General features: G+C 69.9%; 15 protein-coding genes and 4 tRNA genes. 10 read left to right on the top strand and 9 right to left on the bottom strand.

Going from position 1 to position 18,770, the window contains the following annotated elements:
- The first annotated feature begins 33 nt into the window (after positions 1 to 33).
- Entirely contained in the window at positions 34 to 1,101 is a 1,068-nt protein-coding gene (gene purM / locus ACWD02_RS36725; protein WP_451219279.1) for a phosphoribosylformylglycinamidine cyclo-ligase, read from the top strand.
- Positions 1,102 to 1,214: 113 nt separating this feature from the next.
- On the opposite strand, the gene ACWD02_RS36720 is transcribed toward purM, so the two are convergent.
- Positions 1,215 to 1,472 (bottom strand): DUF3073 domain-containing protein, encoded by a 258-nt coding sequence (locus ACWD02_RS36720; RefSeq protein WP_363310544.1) that lies wholly within the window; start codon positions 1,470 to 1,472, stop codon positions 1,215 to 1,217.
- 290 nt (positions 1,473 to 1,762) lie between these two features.
- Entirely contained in the window at positions 1,763 to 2,845 is a 1,083-nt protein-coding gene (locus ACWD02_RS36715; RefSeq protein WP_451219275.1) for a Leu/Phe/Val dehydrogenase, read from the bottom strand.
- A 209-nt stretch (positions 2,846 to 3,054) separates the two neighbouring features.
- Between ACWD02_RS36715 and ACWD02_RS36710 the strand changes: the two genes are divergently transcribed.
- Together ACWD02_RS36710 and bldC are read left to right on the top strand one after the other, a co-directional pair.
- On the top strand, positions 3,055 to 3,939 hold the full coding sequence (locus ACWD02_RS36710) for a hypothetical protein (RefSeq protein ID WP_451219272.1): 885 nt from the start codon (positions 3,055 to 3,057) through the stop codon (positions 3,937 to 3,939).
- Between the two features lie 511 nt (positions 3,940 to 4,450).
- A complete protein-coding gene (bldC, locus tag ACWD02_RS36705; RefSeq protein ID WP_003949541.1) occupies positions 4,451 to 4,657 on the top strand; it encodes a developmental transcriptional regulator BldC in 207 nt (68 codons plus the stop codon).
- 523 nt (positions 4,658 to 5,180) lie between these two features.
- Here bldC and ACWD02_RS36700 read toward each other — a convergent pair.
- The 3 genes from ACWD02_RS36700 to hrpA all read right to left on the bottom strand — a co-directional run bounded on the left by ACWD02_RS36700 (position 5,181) and on the right by hrpA (position 9,700).
- Positions 5,181 to 5,390, bottom strand: a complete 210-nt coding sequence (locus ACWD02_RS36700; RefSeq protein WP_451219269.1) for a DUF6274 family protein — start codon at positions 5,388 to 5,390, stop codon at positions 5,181 to 5,183.
- A 159-nt stretch (positions 5,391 to 5,549) separates the two neighbouring features.
- Positions 5,550 to 5,624, bottom strand: a tRNA-Asp gene (locus tag ACWD02_RS36695).
- Positions 5,625 to 5,719: 95 nt separating this feature from the next.
- The gene (gene hrpA / locus ACWD02_RS36690; protein WP_451219267.1) at positions 5,720 to 9,700 is read right to left on the bottom strand and encodes an ATP-dependent RNA helicase HrpA; all 3,981 of its coding nucleotides are present in this window, start codon (positions 9,698 to 9,700) and stop codon (positions 5,720 to 5,722) included.
- Positions 9,701 to 9,784: 84 nt separating this feature from the next.
- On the opposite strand from hrpA, the gene ACWD02_RS36685 reads away from it, so the two are divergent.
- Genes ACWD02_RS36685 through ACWD02_RS36670 form a run of 4 tightly spaced genes read left to right on the top strand, consistent with a single transcriptional unit; the run spans position 9,785 to position 12,961 of the window.
- The gene (locus tag ACWD02_RS36685) at positions 9,785 to 10,150 is read left to right on the top strand and encodes a hypothetical protein (RefSeq protein ID WP_451219264.1); all 366 of its coding nucleotides are present in this window, start codon (positions 9,785 to 9,787) and stop codon (positions 10,148 to 10,150) included.
- 55 nt (positions 10,151 to 10,205) lie between these two features.
- Positions 10,206 to 10,964, top strand: a complete 759-nt coding sequence (locus ACWD02_RS36680) for a DsbA family protein (RefSeq protein ID WP_451219261.1) — start codon at positions 10,206 to 10,208, stop codon at positions 10,962 to 10,964.
- Complete coding sequence (locus ACWD02_RS36675; RefSeq protein ID WP_451219258.1) at positions 10,961 to 11,821, top strand: cytochrome c biogenesis CcdA family protein; 861 nt, start codon at positions 10,961 to 10,963, stop codon at positions 11,819 to 11,821. Before ACWD02_RS36680 ends, ACWD02_RS36675 begins: the two co-directional genes overlap by 4 nt.
- A gap of 30 nt (positions 11,822 to 11,851) precedes the next feature.
- Positions 11,852 to 12,961 (top strand): ABC transporter permease, encoded by a 1,110-nt coding sequence (locus ACWD02_RS36670; protein WP_451219255.1) that lies wholly within the window; start codon positions 11,852 to 11,854, stop codon positions 12,959 to 12,961.
- Between the two features lie 75 nt (positions 12,962 to 13,036).
- On the opposite strand, the gene ACWD02_RS36665 is transcribed toward ACWD02_RS36670, so the two are convergent.
- From ACWD02_RS36665 to ACWD02_RS36650, 4 genes are all read right to left on the bottom strand, one after another.
- A tRNA-Phe gene (locus ACWD02_RS36665) sits at positions 13,037 to 13,110 on the bottom strand.
- A 24-nt stretch (positions 13,111 to 13,134) separates the two neighbouring features.
- A tRNA-Asp gene (locus ACWD02_RS36660) sits at positions 13,135 to 13,209 on the bottom strand.
- Positions 13,210 to 13,248: 39 nt separating this feature from the next.
- A tRNA-Glu gene (locus ACWD02_RS36655) sits at positions 13,249 to 13,321 on the bottom strand.
- Between the two features lie 79 nt (positions 13,322 to 13,400).
- Entirely contained in the window at positions 13,401 to 14,957 is a 1,557-nt protein-coding gene (locus ACWD02_RS36650) for a metallophosphoesterase family protein (protein ID WP_451219252.1), read from the bottom strand.
- A gap of 59 nt (positions 14,958 to 15,016) precedes the next feature.
- Here ACWD02_RS36650 and ACWD02_RS36645 point away from each other — a divergent pair, with 59 nt between their 5' ends.
- The 3 genes from ACWD02_RS36645 to ACWD02_RS36635 all read left to right on the top strand — a co-directional run bounded on the left by ACWD02_RS36645 (position 15,017) and on the right by ACWD02_RS36635 (position 18,639).
- Positions 15,017 to 15,367, top strand: a complete 351-nt coding sequence (locus ACWD02_RS36645) for a metallopeptidase family protein (protein WP_190082831.1) — start codon at positions 15,017 to 15,019, stop codon at positions 15,365 to 15,367.
- 99 nt (positions 15,368 to 15,466) lie between these two features.
- Positions 15,467 to 16,042: a hypothetical protein gene (locus ACWD02_RS36640; RefSeq protein ID WP_451219249.1), complete on the top strand. Its 576-nt coding sequence runs from the start codon at positions 15,467 to 15,469 to the stop codon at positions 16,040 to 16,042.
- A gap of 320 nt (positions 16,043 to 16,362) precedes the next feature.
- Entirely contained in the window at positions 16,363 to 18,639 is a 2,277-nt protein-coding gene (locus ACWD02_RS36635; protein ID WP_451219246.1) for a DEAD/DEAH box helicase, read from the top strand.
- The last annotated feature ends 131 nt before the right edge of the window (positions 18,640 to 18,770 follow it).

The following is an 18,770-nucleotide window of genomic DNA, read 5'->3' as shown; positions in this document are numbered from 1 at the left end:
CGTAGTAACGACACGAAAGCTCTCAAAATCACCATGTCTGAGACCACCGGTGCCAGCTACGCAGCCGCAGGCGTAGACATCGAAGCGGGCGACCGCGCCGTCGAGCTGATGAAGGAGTGGGTGAAGAAGACGAAGCGCCCCGAGGTACTCGGCGGCATCGGCGGCTTCGCCGGACTCTTCGACGCCTCCGCCCTCAAGCGCTTCGAGCGCCCCCTGCTCGCCTCCGCCACCGACGGCGTCGGCACGAAGGTCGACCTGGCCCGCCAGCTCGGCGTGTACGACACCATCGGGCACGACCTGGTCGCCATGGTCATGGACGACATCGTGGTGTGCGGCGCCGAGCCGCTCTTCATGACCGACTACATCTGCGTCGGCAAGGTCCACCCCGAGCGTGTCGCGGCCATCGTGAAGGGCATCGCCGAGGGCTGTGTGCTCGCGGGCTGCGCCCTCATCGGCGGCGAGACCGCCGAGCACCCGGGCCTGCTCGGCCCCGACGACTTCGATGTCGCGGGCGCCGGCACGGGCGCGGTCGAGGCGGACCGCGTGCTCGGCCCCGACCGCATCCGTAAGGGTGACGCCGTCATCGCCATGGCGTCCTCCGGCCTTCACTCGAACGGGTACTCGCTCGTCCGGCATGTGGTCTTCGACCGCGCGGGCTGGTCCCTGGACCGCCAGGTCGAGGAGTTCGGCCGCACGCTCGGCGAGGAGCTCCTGGAGCCCACCAAGATCTACTCCCTGGACTGCCTGGCGCTCACCCGCACCACGGACGTCCACGCCTTCAGCCACATCACGGGCGGCGGCCTCGCGGCGAACCTGGGCCGGGTCATCCCGGACGGCCTGCACGCGATCGTCGACCGCGAGACCTGGACCCCCGGCGCGGTCTTCGATGTCGTCGGCAAGGCCGGTCAGGTCGAGCGCCTGGAGCTGGAGAAGACGCTGAACATGGGCGTCGGCATGATGGCGATCGTCCCCGAGGAGTCCGCGGACGCGGCCCTCACGACCCTCGCGGACCGCGGCGTGGACGCCTGGATCGCCGGTGAGATCACCGAGCGCGGCGCGCACACCACGGGCGCCGAGCTCATCGGTGACTACGCGAAGTAGAAGTCCGAAAGGGCAGCACAAAACCCGGTCCGTTGTGGTGACCACCCCGGACCGGGTGAGGTGCAGTTGCTACGAGAACTGCGAATACTTCAGGTGCTGCGAATGCAACGAGGTCAAGCGCCGCGGCGCTGCGACGAAGAACCGGACTCGTCGGAAGAGTCCTCGTCCTCGTCGTCGTTATACAGATCCGCGTACTGGGCGTACGGGTCGTCTTCCTCGTCGTCGTCCTCGAACGGCTCGCCATTCGGCGGCTGTTGCGAAGTCGAAGCGCCCAGCTCATTGGCCAGACGCGAGAGGTCAGTCCCGCCGCTGCTGTACTTCAGCTGGCGGGCGACCTTCGTCTGCTTGGCCTTTGCCCGGCCGCGCCCCATGGCTCGACCCCCTCGGATATGGGGCTTGGTGACCCCAGAGTCTTGACACGCGTTCATGATCAGGAACGGGCTCTCCGTGGAGAGGCCGGTCCGTAGGGCTTCCACGGTACCTGCTCCTGCGGCCATACGGTACGTCGCCCGCAGGACGCGCCTCGGCGCACAACCCGCGAGGAGCCCTGTCCTCGCTGGTCAACTGCGATTTTAACCTCTTCTTGCCGGGCGACCCGCCGACGGGGGTGAGTCTTGTCTCTCGCGCACGTCGGCGGGGCCCTTTCACGGCGTCCCCAAGGTCAGCGGGAGCGGGCCTCCGCCATCCGCTGCTCGGCGATCCTGTCGGCCGCCGCGGCCGGCGGAATGCCGTCTTCCTTCGCACGAGCGAATATGGCAAGAGTGGTGTCGAAGATCTTCGACGCCTTCGCCTTGCACCGGTCGAAGTCGAAGCCGTGCAGCTCGTCGGCGACCTGGATCACGCCGCCCGCGTTCACCACGTAGTCCGGCGCGTAGAGGATGCCGCGGTCGGCGAGGTCCTTCTCCACGCCGGGGTGCTCCAGCTGGTTGTTGGCCGCGCCGCAGACCACCTTCGCGGTGAGCACCGGCACGGACTCGTCGTTCAGGGCGCCGCCCAGCGCGCAGGGGGCGTACACGTCGAGGCCCTCGTACCGGATCAGCGCGTCGGTGTCGGCGACGGCGGTCACGGACGGGTGCTTGTGGATGATCCGGTTCACGGACTCCTCGCGCACATCGGTGATCACGACCTCGGCGCCGTCCTGGAGGAGGTGCTCCACGAGGTGGTGGCCGACCTTGCCCACGCCCGCGACACCGACCGTGCGGCCGCGCAGCGTCGAGACGTCCCACAGGTGCATGGCGGAGGCGCGCATGCCCTGGAAGACACCGAAGGCGGTGAGCACGGAGGAGTCGCCCGCGCCGCCGTTCTCGGGGGAGCGGCCGGTCGTCCAGCGGCACTCACGTGCGACGACGTCCATGTCCTTGACGTACGTGCCGACGTCGCAGGCCGTGACGTAGCGGCCACCCAGGGAGGCCACGAAGCGGCCGTAGGCGAGGAGGAGCTCCTCGCTCTTGATCTGCTCCGGGTCACCGATGATCACGGCCTTGCCGCCGCCGTGGTCGAGACCGGCCATGGCGTTCTTGTACGACATCCCGCGCGCGAGGTTCAGCGCGTCGGCGACGGCCGCTTCCTCGCTCGCGTACGGATAGAAGCGGGTGCCGCCGAGGGCCGGGCCCAGGGCGGTGGAGTGGATGGCGATGACGGCCTTGAGGCCGCTGGCACGGTCCTGGCAGAGCACTACTTGCTCATGGCCCCCCTGGTCCGAGTGGAACAGGGTGTGCAGGACGCCGTTGTCTGCTTCGGTCACTGTGGTGACTCCCGGTCAAGTGGCGGCGGTTGGGCGGGCGCCCGTGCGGGTGGCGGGGCCCGATGGGCATGAGACTAAAGCCTGGAAGAACCCGGTGGCCGCGCAGTGCCGAGGATCACCCTCTCCCGGCGCAGCGACCGGTACGGCGGAGTTCGGCCATGGCACGATTTGCAGTGTTTTCCAGCCGGTACGCAGGGGAGGGAGCAGCCGTGCCCAAGGTGTCTTCGTTGGTCGTCCCGTACGCGTCCTACTTGCGCGTCTATGAGCCCCTCGCCGCTTTCCCGGAGCCCGAGCGCGGCCACTGGTCCCGCTACGCGCGACGCACCGACCGCCCCTCGTACCAGGACGAACTGAGGCGCTCCCTGGCGGACTTGGTGCCCACACCGCCGGTGCCCGTCCCGGTGCACGAGAGCAGCGACGCGTTCGTGGTCGAGGCCGACGGAGTGGTGTGCGTCTGCCCCTGGCGCACCCGCCTTCGCGGCTGGCAGGCCCTGGGGGAGCTGCCGGGGCAGCTGCCGCCCTCGGTGCTCGACGCGGTCCTGCCGCCGGTGGTGCGCCGCCAGACGGCCGCGGACTACGAGCAGTGGCTCGCCCGGAACCCCGACGCGCGCCCCTGGATCCGTACGTCGACGTGGCAGGTGCCGCTGAACTGGTTCGTGCTCGTCGCGGACGAGGAGCGTCAGTTCGAGAAGGGGTACGAGAAGAGGGGCGGAGAGGGCGCGGACGCCGAGGGCGCCGAGGCTGCCTGTGCGCCCGTCCTGCGCTACCGCACGCCGATGGTCCAGGCGCGGCGTCGGGTGGCCCGCGGGCTCAGGACGCTGCGGGACACGCTCGACGACGGACCGCTCGTCGACGGGCTCACGGACGTGGGCCGGTGGCTCGAGGAGTTTCATCCGCGCTCCCTGGTCGAGCTCGACTACGGCGGGCTCGTGCACGCGCTGACCGAGGAGCAGCTCGACGGGGACCACTCGGCGGCGGACATGGCGGAGGGAATCGAGGCGCTGCGCAACGGCGACGGCGAGGGTGCCGGCGCGGCGTATGCGAGGCTCATGGAGCGATGGAGGGCGGTCAGGGACCGCCAGTTCTCGAACTGAGCGCCGGTCGGATCTCGAACTGCGCGTCAGCCGGGCGTCCGTGGGTGATCCCTACGTGGCGCCTACACGGGACGTAGGTCCCGATCCGGGCTTTTGTGTCAAGCGTGACGGACCGCACTTACGGGGCCCTTGCGCCCATCGCCCCCCCTCGTGCCAAAATAGGACAAGGAGTCCGGGGAGGGCTCCTTCCGTCCATGTGTGGGCGGAATGCTCAGCATTGCACGCTATGGGGGGTCTGTTGACTCCTGATCGCTCTGTGACTGATCGTCACTGTGGCGTGACTGTCCGCTATGGCATGGTCCATCGGCTTCCGTCGCTGATAGACACCTGGGAGGGCAATTCCATCGGTTTGGCCGACGTGGCTGGACGGATGGTGTAGTTGTAGTGCCGAGGACAAGCCGTTCGTCCTATAACCGACTCGACTCGCGTCCGCCATTTCGGGCAACGCGGGTCAAGGTGCAGAATTTAGAGGAATGAACCGAGAAGGTTCGGTTCTCCGAGGAGGCCGCTCATGACCGCTCGCACCCCTGATGCCGAGCCGCTGCTGACCCCGGCTGAGGTTGCCACGATGTTCCGCGTCGACCCGAAGACGGTGACGCGCTGGGCCAAGGCTGGCAAGCTCACGTCGATTCGCACGCTCGGCGGGCATCGCCGATACCGCGAGGCCGAGGTCCGCGCACTGCTCGCGGGTATCCCGCAGCAGCGCAGCGAGGCCTGATTTACCGCATAACCGCAGTACCAGGACGAAAAGTACGCCCGCTGCCGGGTCCCCCAACTCGGCCGCACCGTCCGACCCCTAGCTACACACGACGCGGGTCCCGCCCCAACGGGTCCCACGCCTGAGCCTCATGGGTGAGTCGTTTCGATCGCGCTGGACTCCGCCGGGTCCAGCGCGATCTTTTTTGTGCGCCCGGGAGGTGCTGGTGAGCGCCGCAGTGAGCGGGCTTGTTGGTCTCTGAGGGGTGCTGGGGCCGCGCTGTGGGAGGCGCTCGGCGGACGCTGTGCGGGTGGTGCAATTGCACATATTAAATTGACTGGTTGTAGGAGGGGTGTAAGTTCGGGGGTTTCAAAAACGACTTCGGTGACACCCGTCACACGCCGGGAACCTTGTTGCCCACGACACCATTGGGCTAGAGGAGATCCCGGATGGCGCAGGGGAGTTGGCGGGTGCCGGTTCAACGCACCCGAGGGCCCTACCCCTCACCCTCCCACCACCGGGGTGGGTCGCGGGTCGGCTTTGGTCACGCGTTCGGGGGACTTTCGTCCTCGCCCGGCTCGCAGCCGCCCTCACAGCCGCTCTGGGCGGCGGAGGAGGCCTCCAGGGCCAGCCGTTCGAGCCGATGGCAGATCGGGCAGTGCCGGGTCAGGTGGCGATAGCTCGTCGCCGCGGAGAGATGGGCCCGCAGGAGAGCGCGAGTCTCGTGCCGTGCGGATGCCGCTGAAGCCGTCATGCGCCACCTCCAGATGAGGAACCGGTCCCGCCCCGTTCCCTGATGTCTGGGTACCGGCGGAATGTGACGCAGTCAAGATGCCCGAACGGTAATGGGCCGCGTGGTGGGGCATGCAAGAAGGGCCGCACCCGGCTGGCGGGTGCGGCCCTTCTTCTACTGCGGTCCTGACGGGATTTGAACCCGCGGCCTCCACCTTGACAGGGTGGCGAGCACTCCAAACTGCTCCACAGGACCTTGCTTTGCGGCGCTTGTTGGTGCGTTGCGCTGCGAGACAGGACTCTACAGCAGCGCAGGCCCGGCGGTCGAACTCACCCAGGGTGCGCGGCTGGTCACGGTGCGGCCGCGTCGATCGCCTTCACGATCCGCTTGTCCGAGACGGGGTACGCCGTGCCGAGCGCGTGCGCGAAATAGCTGACCCGGAGCTCCTCCAGCATCCAGCGGATGTCCAGGACCTCCCGCGGTACGGGGCGGCCCTGCGGAAGTTGTTCCAGGAGCCAGGCGTACTCGTCCTGCATCTCGTGGACCTTCTCCATGCGCGAGGTGTCCCGCTGCACGTTCGTCGGCATCTGCTGGAGCCGGCGGTCGGCGGCCACCATGTAGCGCATCAGGTCCGCCAGGCGGCGGATTCCCGTGGCCGTGACGAAGCCGGGGCCGACCAGGGCGTCCAACTGGGCCCGTACGTCCGTGAGGTTGGCCAGGAGCGTCGGGCTCTGCGTCGACTTCAGGCGGCGCTCGCAGGCCTGCCAGGCGGCGAGGACCTGCTGGACCTGGGAGACCGTACGGACCGTCGTGTCGACGATCTCGGCGCGCACCTTCTCGTACAGCTTGCGGTACGACTCCTCGTCCCAGGCGGGACCGCCGAAGTCGCCGATCAGCTTGTCCGCCGCCGCCATCGCGCAGTCCGCGAAGAGTGCCTGGATGGAGCCGTGCGGGTTCGCGGACAGGGCGATCTTCTGGGCGTTCGTCAGCTTGTCCGAGGCGAACTTGGCCGGATTCACCGGGATGTTGCGCAGGATGAGCCGGCGCGTGCCCTTCCACATGGCCTGCTGCTGCTCGGCCTCGGTGTCGAAGAGGCGTACGGAGACGGTGTCGCCGTCATCCACGAGCGCGGGGTACGCCTTCACCGGCTGGCCCGCGCGACGCGTCTCGAAGACGCGGCTGAGCGGGCCGAAGGACCAGTCGGTGAGGCCGGACCGCTCGACGGCCGCGCCGCCGCTGCGCTCCGCGGTCGCCGCGGCGGCCTGGGAGAGCGCCTTGCGGGCCTTCGGGCGGAGCTGGAGTTTCAGCGCCTCCAGGTCCTTGTCCTCGGCGAGCTTCCTGCGCCGCTCATCGGTGATCCGGAAGGTGATCTTCAGGTGGTCCGGTACGCGCGTGAGGTCGAAGTCGTCCGGTGAGACGGGGACGCCGACCATCCGCTGGAGCTCGCGGGCAAGGGTCACGTGCAGCGGCTCCTGGAGGGGGACCGCCCGCTCCAGGAACGCCTTCGCGTAGTTGGGCGCGGGGACGTAATGCCGGCGGATCGGTTTCGGCAGGGAGCGGATCAGCTCGATCACGACCTCTTCGCGCAGGCCCGGGATCTGCCAGTCGAAGCCGTCCGCCGTGACTTGGTTCAGGACCTGGAGCGGCACGTGGACGGTGACGCCGTCCGCGTCCGCGCCCGGCTCGAACTGGTACGTCACCTTGAACTTGAGCGGCCCCTGGCGCCACGTGTCGGGGTAATCGTCCTTCGAGACGTCGCCCGCGCGCTCGTTGATCAGCATCGACCGTTCGAAGTCGAGCAGTTCGGGCTCTTCGCGCTGCTTCTTCTTCCACCAGGAGTCGAAGTGCGCGCCGGACACGACGTCCGCGGGCACCCGCTGGTCGTAGAAGTCGAAGAGCGTCTCGTCGTCCACGAGGATGTCGCGGCGTCTCGCGCGGTGCTCCAGCTCCTCCACCTCGGTCAGGAGGCGGCGGTTGGCGGCGAAGAACTTGTGGTGCGTGCGCCAGTCGCCCTCGACGAGCGCGTTGCGGATGAACAGGTCGCGGGAGACCTCGGGGTCGATGCGGCCGTAGTTCACCTTGCGGTCGGTGACGAGCGGGACGCCGTACAGCGTCACCTTCTCGATCGCCATCACCGCGGCCTGGTCCTTCTCCCAGTGCGGCTCGCTGTACGTGCGCTTCAGGAGGTGCTGGGCGAGCGGCTCGACCCACTCGGGCTCGATCCGCGCGTTGACGCGGGCCCAGAGGCGGGAGGTCTCCACCAGCTCCGCGGACATGATGAACCGCGGGGGCTTCTTGAAGAGCGCGGAGCCGGGGAAGACCGCGAACTTGGCGCCACGGGCACCCAGATACTCGCCTCGGCCGCCGCGCTGCTTGGGGTCCTTCTCCTTGCTCTCCTTGGACTCCTTTACGTCCTTCATCCCGATGTGGGAGAGCAGGCCGGCCAGGAGCGAGATGTGGACGTGCTGCTCGGGGGCGTCGTCCTCGTTCAGATGGATGCCCATCTGCTTGGCGACCGTACGCAGCTGCGTGTAGATGTCCTGCCACTCGCGGATCCGCAGGAAGTTGAGGTACTCCGTCTTGCACATCCGGCGGAAGGAGGACGAACCGCGCTCCTTCTGCTGCTCGCGGACGTAGCGCCACAGGTTGAGGAAGGCGAGGAAGTCGGACGTCTCGTCCTTGAAGCGCGCGTGCTGCTGGTCGGCCTGCGTCTGCTTCTCGGCGGGGCGCTCGCGCGGGTCCTGGATGGAGAGCGCGGCGGCGATCACCATGACCTCGCGTACGCAGCCGTTCTTGTCGGCTTCCAGGACCATGCGGGCCAGGCGCGGGTCGACGGGGAGCTGGCTGAGTTTGCGGCCCTGCTCGGTGAGGCGCTTCTTCGGGTCCTTCTGCGTGGGGTCCAGGGCGCCCAGTTCCTGGAGGAGTTGGACGCCGTCGCGGATGTTGCGGTGGTCCGGCGGGTCGATGAAGGGGAACTTCTCGATGTCGCCGAGACCGGCCGCCGTCATCTGCAGGATGACCGAGGCGAGGTTGGTGCGCAGGATCTCCGCGTCGGTGAACTCGGGGCGGGCGACGAAGTCGTCCTCCGAGTAGAGGCGGATGCAGATGCCGTCCGACGTACGCCCGCAGCGGCCCTTGCGCTGGTTGGCGCTGGCCTGGCTGATCGCCTCGATGGGCAGGCGCTGCACCTTCGTGCGGTGGCTGTAGCGGGAGATGCGGGCCGTGCCGGGGTCGATGACGTACTTGATGCCCGGGACGGTCAGCGAGGTCTCGGCGACGTTCGTCGCGAGGACGATGCGTCTTCCCGTGTGCTGCTGGAAGACGCGGTGCTGCTCGGCGTGCGAGAGCCGGGCGTAGAGGGGAAGGACCTCGGTGAACTTGTAGGCCTTCTTGTTCAGCGCGTCCGCCGTGTCCCGGATCTCGCGCTCTCCGGAGAGGAAGACGAGGATGTCGCCCTTGCCCTCGGCCTGGAGCTCCTCGACGGCGTCCGTGATCGCGGTGATCTGGTCGCGGTCGGAGTCGTCCGAGTCCTCTTCGAGGAGGGGGCGATAGCGCACCTCGACGGGATACGTCCGGCCGCTGACCTCGACGATCGGGGCGTCCCCGAAGTGCCGGGAGAACCGCTCGGGGTCGATGGTCGCCGAGGTGATGACGACCTTCAGGTCCGGGCGCTTGGGCAGCAGCTGGGCGAGATAACCCAGCAGGAAGTCGATGTTCAGGGACCGCTCGTGGGCCTCGTCGATGATGATCGTGTCGTACGCGCGCAGCTCGCGGTCCGTCTGGATCTCGGCCAGCAGGATGCCGTCCGTCATCAGCTTCACGAACGTGCCGTCCGGGTTGACCTGGTCCGTGAAGCGGACCTTCCAGCCGACGGCCTCGCCGAGCGGGGTGTTCAGCTCGTCGGCCACGCGCTCGGCCACCGTGCGGGCGGCGATACGGCGCGGCTGCGTATGGCCGATCATGCCGCGGACGCCGCGCCCGAGCTCCATGCAGATCTTGGGGATCTGCGTGGTCTTGCCGGAGCCGGTCTCGCCCGCCACGATCACGACCTGGTGGTCGCGGATCGCCTCGGCGATGTCGTCCTTCTTCTGGCTGACCGGCAGCTCTTGCGGATACGTGATCTTGGGCAGACGGCTGCCCCGCTCGGCCATCCGGGCCGCGGCCTTGTCGACGTCCGCCGCGATCTCGGCGAGAACGGCGGCGCGGGCATCGGGCTTGCGGATCCGGCGCGCACCCTCGAGCCGGCGGCCGATCCGGTGCTCGTCGCGCAGCGACAGCTCGGACAGGCGCGGGGCGAGGGCATCGAGGGTGAGGGCAGGCTGCGTAGACATAACGGCGTCCAGGATCTCACCCGCCGCTCGGAGGTGGCGAACCGATTTATCTGGCGGGGCGCCCGGGCACGTACGATTCCGGGCATGTCGTCCCGTACGCGTCTGTCGTGGTGCCCCCTGTTCGGGGTGCTGCTCGTCGTGCTCGGGGTGTTCTGCGGGCCCGCCGTGGCCGCGGAGCCGGCGGCCGCGAGGCCCGAGGTGTCGGTGCAGGCCGAGGTGTCCGCCGGGGTGCCCGGCTGCGGCAAGGGCGGTCAGCGCGATGCCGGTCAGGCGCCCGCGGCGCCCCCGCGCTCCAGTTCCGCGTACGAGCTGCTGCCTGCCCTGCAGCAGGCCCATGCCGCGTCCGGCGCGTGCGGCGTCGGGCAGAGCGTGCCGCTGCTGACGCCGGAGCGCGGGCCGCCGCCGCTCACGCCGCCCTCTCCGGTCGATCTCTCGGTCCTGCGCGTGTAGAGGCCCCCGTTCCGGGGCCCCTTCAACGACGTACAGGAACAGAGAGAACTCCCTGATGCCCAAGAGCGGCAACAACAAGAAGAAGAACATCGCCATCGGGACCGGCGTAGCCCTCGCCGCCCTGCTGCTCGGTGCCGCCTCCTACAGCGCCACCAAGCCCGACGAGCCCTCCTCCGTCACCGCGAAGGAGGAATCCCCCGCGGACGTCTCCGCCGACCCGCAGGCCGGGGTCTACCCGGAGCTGGCCAAGCTCGCCCGGCGCGACGGCAAGGACGCCCTCGCCCAGGGCCGCAAGGGCGCGCCGGTCGTGCTCATCGAGTACGCCGACTTCAAGTGCGGCTACTGCGGCAAGTTCGCCCGCGACACCGAGCCGGGCCTCGTGGAGAAGTACGTCGAGGACGGCACCCTGCGCATCGAGTGGCGCAACTTCCCCATCTTCGGCGCGGACTCCGAGTCGGCGGCGCGGGGGGCGTGGGCCGCCGGGCAGCAGGGCAGGTTCTGGCAGTTCCACGCGGCTGCCTACGCCGAGGGTGCCAAGGAGAAGGGCTTCGGGGGCGAGCGCCTGAAGGAGCTCGCGAAGGAGGCCGGCGTCAAGGACATCGGCCGCTTCACCGACGACGCGGGCAGCGCCGCGGCCAAGGCCGCGGTGAAGAAGGACCAGGAGGAGGCGTACGGCCTGGGGGCCACGTCGACCCCGTCCTTCCTGGTCAACGGGCGGCCCATCTCCGGGGCGCAGCCGGACGAGGTCTTCGACCAGGCGATCGAGCAGGCGGCGAAGAGCGCGGGTGCCGGCTCCGGTCCGGCGGACAAATGACCGCCGACGTCGGGTACTTCGCGGCGTTCCTGGGAGGTCTCCTCGCCCTGATCAGCCCTTGCAGCGCGCTGCTGCTTCCCGCCTTCTTCGCGTACTCGATCGACTCGACCTCGCGGCTGCTCGCGCGCACCGGCATCTTCTACGCCGGTCTCGCCACGACCCTCGTGCCGCTGGGCGCGGCGGGCTCGGTGGCCGGGCGGTTCTTCTTCGGTCACCGGGACCAGCTGGTGCTCGTCGCCGGATGGCTGATCATCGCGCTCGGCGTGCTCCAGGTCGTGGGCATGGGGTTCGCCTCGCGGAAGATGTCCGAGCTGTCGGGTCGCATCCGGCCGACGACGGCCGTCTCCGTGTACGCGCTGGGTGCGGTGTACGGGCTCGCGGGGTTCTGCGCGGGCCCGATCCTCGGCAGCGTCCTCACCGTGGCCGCGGTGAGCGGCAGCCCTGTCTACGGGGGGCTGCTGCTCGCCGTCTACGCCCTGGGGATGGCGGTGCCGCTGTTCGTGCTCGCCCTGCTCTGGGAGCGGTTCGACCTCGGGCGGCGGCGGTGGCTGCGGGGCCGGGCCTTCCGGCTCGGCCGCTTCGAACTGCACACGACCTCGCTCCTCTCGGGCCTCTTCTTCGTGGCTCTCGGCGCGCTCTTCCTGGCGTACGACGGGACCACGGCGCTGCCGGGTCTCCTCGACGTGGACGACTCGTTCGCCGTGGAGCGGTGGGCCGGGGACGTGGGCCGGGCCGTGCCGGACTCGGTGCTGCTGGTGGGTGTGGTGGCGCTGGTGGGTGCGGGGTTCGCGGTGCGGGCGTGGCGGAAGCGGACGCGGGCGCGGACGAGTGGGCCGGTTGAGGCCGAGCAGGGGTGAGTCCGTTTCAGGTGTTTTAGCCTGATTCGTATGGCCGAACAGCTTGATCACGAAGAACACCGGCATGGAGCCCATGGCGCTCACGGCGCCCACGGAAGGGCTCCCACCGGGCGTGAGCGCTGGTCGGCGTTCAAGGACTCGCCCTTCCTGCCCGCGGTCGTGCTGGTGTTCATCCTGGCGGCGGCCGCGGGGCTCTTCGCGGGCTCCTACACGTACTCCATGGCGAAGCCGACCCCGCACCACATCCCCACCGCGGTGGTCGGCGCCCAGGAGGCCACGCGGGGCAAGGCGTTCCTCGACGGCATGGAGAAGGCGCTGAACGCGTCCCTGGAGGTGCACGAGTACGGCAGTGTCGCCGCGGCGCGCGACGCGGTGGCGGAGCAGAAGGTCTTCGCGATCCTCGCGGTGGCTCCGGGGGGCGGGGACAAGGTGACGTTCGACGTCTCCGGCGCCTCGGGGGCGTCGGTCGCCCAGCTGCTCGCCGAGGCGGCGCCGAAGGTGGGCAAGGAGGTGGGGGTGCCGGTCACGGTGAAGGACATCAAGCCCCTCCAGGAGGGCGACCCGCGAGGACTCGCGATCTTCTACATCTCGCTGGCCGCGGTGATCATCGGCTTCGTCGGGGCGATCCAGCTGAGCGTGCACGCCCGGGGGCTGAATCCGGCCGAGCGGATCGCCTTCACCATCCTCTACGCGCTGCTCGGCGGGTTCGTGATCGCGGCGGTGGTGGACTGGTGGCTGGGGGCGGTGGACCTGCCGTTCGTCGAGTCGTGGCTGATCCTGGCGCTGACGATGTTCGCGTCGGGGATGGTCTTCACGATGTTCAACACGATGTTCGGGCGCTGGGCGATGATCCCGACGTGGGGCCTGATGGTGCTCCTGGGCAACCCGTCGTCGGGCGGCGCGGTGTCCTGGCCGCTGCTTCCCTCGGTGCTCGGCCACATCGGGCGGTGGCTGCCGCCGGGCGCGTCGGTGAACGCGCAGCACACGGCGGTGTATTTCGGCTCCCACCAGCACGCGTTCCCGTTCCTGGTCCTCGCGGGCTGGGCGGTCCTCGCGTCCGCGGTGTTCTGGGTCTGGCGGCACCGGCATCCAGGCGGACGGGAGAAGCCCGCGGCCCATGCGGCTGCTCCGGCGGGGTGAATCAGGGGCATGCGAGGGGGGCGAGCGAGGGGGCATGCGAAAGGCCCCGTCCATCGGACGGGGCCTTCGAAGAGGTGGCTGGGGCCGGGATCGAACCGGCGACCTATCGCTTTTCAGGCGATCGCTCGTACCAACTGAGCTACCCAGCCACGCGATCCGCGTGGAATCGCAAGCGGTCCTGACGGGATTTGAACCCGCGGCCTCCACCTTGACAGGGTGGCGAGCACTCCAAACTGCTCCACAGGACCAAGCGTTGTGCGAGCACTAGTCTCGCACAAGGTGTTGCGTGCCCCCAACGGGATTCGAACCCGTGCTACCGCCTTGAAAGGGCGGCGTCCTGGGCCACTAGACGATGAGGGCTAAGGGCCCACCTGGGCGCTTTGCAGCGCGTCGGGGACGTGAGAAGCATATGGGATGCGGGGAGCTATCGCCAAAACGGTTATCGGGGGGCCGGGGAACCGCTGCCCGGGGAGCGCCCGGGAGGGGCCGGCGACGGGGTCGCCCCGGGCTGGTTCTCCTTCGGCAGATGGCGGCTGACCTCCGCCTTCGTCAGCCCGAGGCCGCCCAGTTTGATCTCGTCCCAGGCCTGGAGCCGCCGGGTCTCCCGGTCCAGGTAGAGGACCGACGCCTCGACCGGGTCGGGGTACTTGCCCTCCACGGCCCGAAGCCCGCTGCCACCCGTGGAGCCCTCGATGCGCAGCCGGGTCCCGCGGTCCATGACCTCCATCTCCTGGTGGTGCACATGGCCCGCGAGGACGAGCGGCACCTCCCCGTCCGTCTCGCGCGCGGCGTCGGGGTTGTGGGCGACGGCGATGTCCACGGGAGTGCCGGCCGCCTGCTGGTCGCGCAGGGCGGAGGCGAGGCGGATGCCCGCCATCTCCTCGACGGGCTTGCCCTCCGCCGCCACCGAGCGGTCCGGGGTGTACTGCGGATCGCCCGTCCCGGCGAACCGCAGGCCCGCGACCGACACCGCCCTGCCCTCGTCCAGTACGTGGACGTTCTTCATGCGCTGGAGGTAGCGCTGGGTGGTGGCCGAATCGTGGTTGCCGCGGACCCAGACGTATGGGGCGCCCAGATCCTCGATCGGGTCCAGGAAGGCGTTCTCGGCGGCACTTCCGTGGTCCATCGTGTCGCCGGAGTCGACGATGACGTTGATGTCGTACTGCTCCACCAGGGAGGAGATGATCTTCCAGCTCGCCGGGTTCAGGTGGATGTCCGAGACGTGCAGGACGCGGATCGTGGACGGGTCCGGCGAGTACACGGGGAGCGTCGACGTCACGTCGTACAGCTTGGTCACGTTGGTGACCAGGCGTGCCAACTCCTGCTGGTAGACGTCGAATTCGCTCACGATGCTGCGGGCGTTGCCGACCACGGAGGGCGCGCTGCTGAGGAGGCCGGAGAACTTCGGCTCCAGGACGGACTTCGGGTTCCACGTCGCGTACGCCGCCGCGCCCGACGCCGCGAGGAGGGCGAGGGCAAGGCCGCCTGCCGCCAGAGCCCTGCGCGGGCGCCGGTAGACCGCGAGGCCCAGTGCCGTGGCGCCCGCGACGACGGCGGCACAGGAGCGTGCGGCCAGGTCGAGGGTGCCGTGCCCGACGTCCTTGACCACCTCGTCCTGGAGTCCGGCGATCCGTTCGGGGTGGTCGACCAGCGCCTGGGAGCGGACCGGGTCAAGGCGGTCCACGTCCACGTCCAGGCGGATGGGCGCGATGTGCGAGCGCAGCTCCAGGGCGCCGAGCGGGGAGACGTCGATCTTCGTGCCGCCGGTGAGCGAGGGGCGCAGCGTCATCCGTGTGTCCATGGGCCCCACGGGCGCGTGCACGCTGCCGACGATCAGCAGGCCCAGCCAGGCGCCGAACAGGACGACCGCGACCAGACCCAGGGCGCGGCCGTAGGGATGCGGAGGGTGGATGAGCTCGCCCACCGGACGAGGGTGGCGGGATCGGTAGTGGCGTACGAGGGCGGCGGGCGCACGGAAGTCGCGAAGCCGGACCATTGGGGCCGTATGCCCAAGGGGAGGGGCGGCCATGCGGAGCGGTGGCCGACAATGGGGGTGTGCTGGAGATGACGCGGGAAGAGTTCGAGGAACTGGTCGCCGAGGCGCTTGACCGGATTCCTCCCGAGTTGACGCGGTTGATGGACAACGTGGCGGTGTTCGTGGAGGACGAACCACCGGCCGAGGACCCCGAGCTGCTCGGGCTCTACGAGGGAACGCCGCTGACGGACCGGGGCGAGTGGTACGCGGGAGTGCTGCCGGACCGGATCACCATCTACCGGGGGCCGACGCTGCGTATGTGCGAGTCGCGCGAGGACGTGGTCGCGGAGACCGAGATCACCGTGGTGCACGAAGTCGCACATCACTTCGGGATCGACGACGAGCGCCTGCACGCCCTGGGATACGGCTGACGGAAGGCGGCAGGTCCGTCCGCCGGTCCGTGTCCTCTTGCGGGGCAAGGGAGTTGGGTAGGGCGTCCCCGCTTCTCAGCGCCTCGGAGGTGCTAGGCCGTGCGCCAGTTGTACGTTCCTGTCCGGTTGGCCGCGGCGGCGGTGGCCGTCATGGCGACCGCGGGCTGTATGAGCATCGGCGACGACGACGGCGGTGAGCCGGGGCCCGCGCGGTCCGTCGGCGAGCGCAGCGCGGCGGCCGCCCCTGACGGCGGAGGTGGCACACCGGGCGCCGGTTCGGCCGGTGGCGGCAGCGGAGGCCGCGACGACGCCAAGGGCGGCAAACGCGCCAAGGGCGGCAAGGGCGGCAAGGGGAAGAGCAAGGGCAAGGGGGGTTCGGACGCGCGCGGCGGGTCCGGTTCCGGCGCCGCCCAGGCCTCGGCGTCCGCGTCCGGCGGCGGCGACCCCGCCCCGCCGACGAGCGACGGGCGCCCCTCGCCCACCAGGACCAGGCCCGACCCGCCGCGCCCCACGCCGACGCCCGATCCCCCGAAGCCGACCCCGACGCCGACGCCCGAGCCCACCCCGGAGCCCTCGTCGTCGGCGCACGAGGGGCCGAAGCAGGGCGCGCAGCTGGGGGAGCGGTCGGAAGGGCTCAGGTCACGTGAACCGTCACCGGAGGCCGGACCCGCCTAGGTCGGCTCGGATCGCTCGGATGGCTCGGATCGCTAGGATGGCCTGAGCCTGTTCGCCCCTGTCCGAAACCCGCTTCGTCGCAGGTGAGGCGGGCTGTGGGGAGTGGAATCCAAGGTGCCCCGGAGGGTGCGGTTTGCCTTCTGGGGGGGTGGGTGCGTATGGTGGTAGATCGTTTGATCCCATTTGCCCGGCGCCGAAAAAGAAGAGCGCCGCGTGGCGCGTACTCTCCCTTGCCGTGGCTGACCGCATCGAGGCGGTCCATTGCGAAATCACGGAGTTGACGGGCGCGTGCCGAGACTCCGGAAGGTTTCGCATTTCGCATGTCCATTTCTCACTCTGACCACGCCGTCCTGCCCGAGAACGAGACGACCGACGAGCTGACGGTCGAGGCCGTCGTCGAGGCCGTCGAGACGGTCAAGGCCACCGACGTCGCCGACGTCGTGGAGGCCGCCGAGCAGGTCGTCGTTCAGACCGAGGCGGCCGCCGAGGCCGTCGCCGAGGTCGAAGAAGCCGCCGAAGAGGCCGAGACCGGCCCCACCTTCGGTGACCTCGGACTGCCCGAGGGCATCGTCCGCAAGCTCGCCCAGAACGGCGTGACCTCCCCCTTCCCGATCCAGGCCGCGACCATCCCGGACGCCCTGGCCGGCAAGGACATCCTCGGCCGTGGCCGCACCGGCTCCGGCAAGACCCTCTCCTTCGGCCTGCCGATGCTGGCGACGCTGGCCTCCGAGGGCCGCACCGAGAAGAAGAAGCCCCGCGGCGTCATCCTCACGCCGACGCGTGAGCTCGCGATGCAGGTCGCGGACGCCCTCCAGCCGTACGGCGACGTGCTCGGCCTGAAGATGAAGGTCGTCTGCGGCGGTACGTCGATGGGCAACCAGATCTACGCCCTCGAGCGCGGCGTCGACATCCTCGTCGCCACGCCGGGCCGTCTGCGCGACATCATCAGCCGTGGCGCCTGCTCCCTCGAGAACACCCAGATCGCGGTGCTCGACGAGGCCGACCAGATGTCCGACCTGGGCTTCCTGCCCGAGGTCACCGAGCTGCTCGACCAGGTTCCGTCCGGCGGCCAGCGCATGCTGTTCTCGGCCACGATGGAGAACGAGATCTCCACGCTGGTCAAGCGCTACCTGAACAGCCCGGTCACGCACGAGGTCGACAGCGCCCAGGGCAACGTCACGACCATGACCCACCACATCCTGATCGTGAAGCCCCGCGACAAGGCGCCCGTCACGGCCGCCATCGCCTCGCGCAAGGGCCGCACGATCATCTTCGTCCGCACCCAGCTGGGCGCGGACCGCATCGCCGAGCAGCTCTGCGAGTCCGGCGTGAAGGCCGACGCGCTGCACGGCGGCATGACGCAGGGCGCCCGTACGCGCGTTCTCGAGGACTTCAAGAAGGGCTACGTCAACGCGCTCGTCGCCACCGACGTCGCCGCGCGCGGCATCCACGTCGACGGCATCGACCTGGTCCTGAACGTGGACCCGGCCGGCGACCACAAGGACTACCTGCACCGTTCCGGTCGTACCGCTCGCGCGGGCCGCTCCGGCACGGTCGTGTCCCTGTCCCTGCCGCACCAGCGCCGCCAGATCTTCCGCCTGATGGAGGACGCGGGCGTCGACGCCACGCGTCACATCATCAACGGCGGCGGCACCTTCGACCCGGAGGTCGCCGAGATCACCGGCGCCCGTTCGATGACCGAGGTGCAGGCCGACTCCGCGGGCAACGCGGCGACCCAGGCCGAGCGTGAGGTCAAGGACCTCACCAAGGAGCTGGAGCGCGCGACCCGTCGCGCGACGGAGCTGCGCGAGGAGGCCTCGCGCCTCACCGCGCGTGCCGCCCGCGAGCGTGGCGACGACCCGGAGACCGCGGTCGCCGAGGCCACCGCCGCCGCCGAGGCCGAGGTCGAGGCCGCTGTCTCCGTCCCGGAGCAGCCCGCGGCCGCGCCTCGCGAGGAGCGCCGTCCGCAGCGTGACGAGCGCGGCAACTACGAGCGTGAGCGCCGCGACGACCGCGGTGGCCGTTCCTTCGAGCGCCGTGACGACCGTTCCTCGGGTGGCTTCCGTGGCGGCGACCGCCGCGAGGGTGGTTTCCGTGGCGGCGACCGTCGCGAGGGCGGCGGCGGCTTCAACCGTGACCGCAACGACCGTCCCTCGGGCGGTTTCCGTGGCGGTGACCGTCGTGAGGGTGGCGGCGGCTTTAACCGTGACCGCAACGACCGCGGTGGCTCCGGCTTCCGCCGTGACGACCGTCCGTCGGGCGGCTTCCGTGGCGGCGACCGTCGTGAGGGTGGCGACCGTGGCGGCTTCCGCCGTGACGACCGCCCGTCCGGCGGCGACCGTCGCGAGGGTGGCGGCGGCTTCAACCGTGACCGCAACGACCGTGGTGGCTCCGGCTTCCGCCGCGACGACCGCCCCTCCGGCGGCCACCGCGGCAGCGACCGTCCGTTCAACCGTGACCGCCGTGACGACCGCCCCTCCGGCGGCGCCCGCTCCGGTGGCCACGACCGCCCGTCGTTCAACCGTGACCGCTCCGGCACCGGCACCGGCTCCTTCGGCCGCCGTGACGACAAGCCGCGCTGGAAGCGCAACGGCTGACGCCTGCTGAGCAGTTGAACCGAAGGGCCCACCCCATCCGGGGTGGGCCCTTCGGCGTACGTACGTCTTTTGGTCACGTCTTTTGGTCAAACGTGACGCATGTCATGTCCCTGTCGTGGGCAACGCTCGTG

Source organism: Streptomyces sp. NPDC002853, assembly GCF_053591915.1.
Note: the sequence above shows the minus strand (reverse complement) of the source record. Positions and strands in the feature narration are given on the sequence as shown.

Coding starts and splice junctions, on each gene's coding strand:
- purM (WP_451219279.1), top strand. CDS start 34: ATGTCTGAGACCACCGGTGCCAGCTACGCAGCCGCAGGCGTAGACATC.
- ACWD02_RS36720 (WP_363310544.1), bottom strand. CDS start 1,472: ATGGGGCGCGGCCGGGCAAAGGCCAAGCAGACGAAGGTCGCCCGCCAG.
- bldC (WP_003949541.1), top strand. CDS start 4,451: ATGACCGCTCGCACCCCTGATGCCGAGCCGCTGCTGACCCCGGCTGAG.
- ACWD02_RS36700 (WP_451219269.1), bottom strand. CDS start 5,390: ATGACGGCTTCAGCGGCATCCGCACGGCACGAGACTCGCGCTCTCCTG.
- hrpA (WP_451219267.1), bottom strand. CDS start 9,700: ATGTCTACGCAGCCTGCCCTCACCCTCGATGCCCTCGCCCCGCGCCTG.
- ACWD02_RS36685 (WP_451219264.1), top strand. CDS start 9,785: ATGTCGTCCCGTACGCGTCTGTCGTGGTGCCCCCTGTTCGGGGTGCTG.
- ACWD02_RS36680 (WP_451219261.1), top strand. CDS start 10,206: ATGCCCAAGAGCGGCAACAACAAGAAGAAGAACATCGCCATCGGGACC.
- ACWD02_RS36675 (WP_451219258.1), top strand. CDS start 10,961: ATGACCGCCGACGTCGGGTACTTCGCGGCGTTCCTGGGAGGTCTCCTC.
- ACWD02_RS36670 (WP_451219255.1), top strand. CDS start 11,852: ATGGCCGAACAGCTTGATCACGAAGAACACCGGCATGGAGCCCATGGC.
- ACWD02_RS36650 (WP_451219252.1), bottom strand. CDS start 14,957: ATGGTCCGGCTTCGCGACTTCCGTGCGCCCGCCGCCCTCGTACGCCAC.
- ACWD02_RS36635 (WP_451219246.1), top strand. CDS start 16,363: ATGTCCATTTCTCACTCTGACCACGCCGTCCTGCCCGAGAACGAGACG.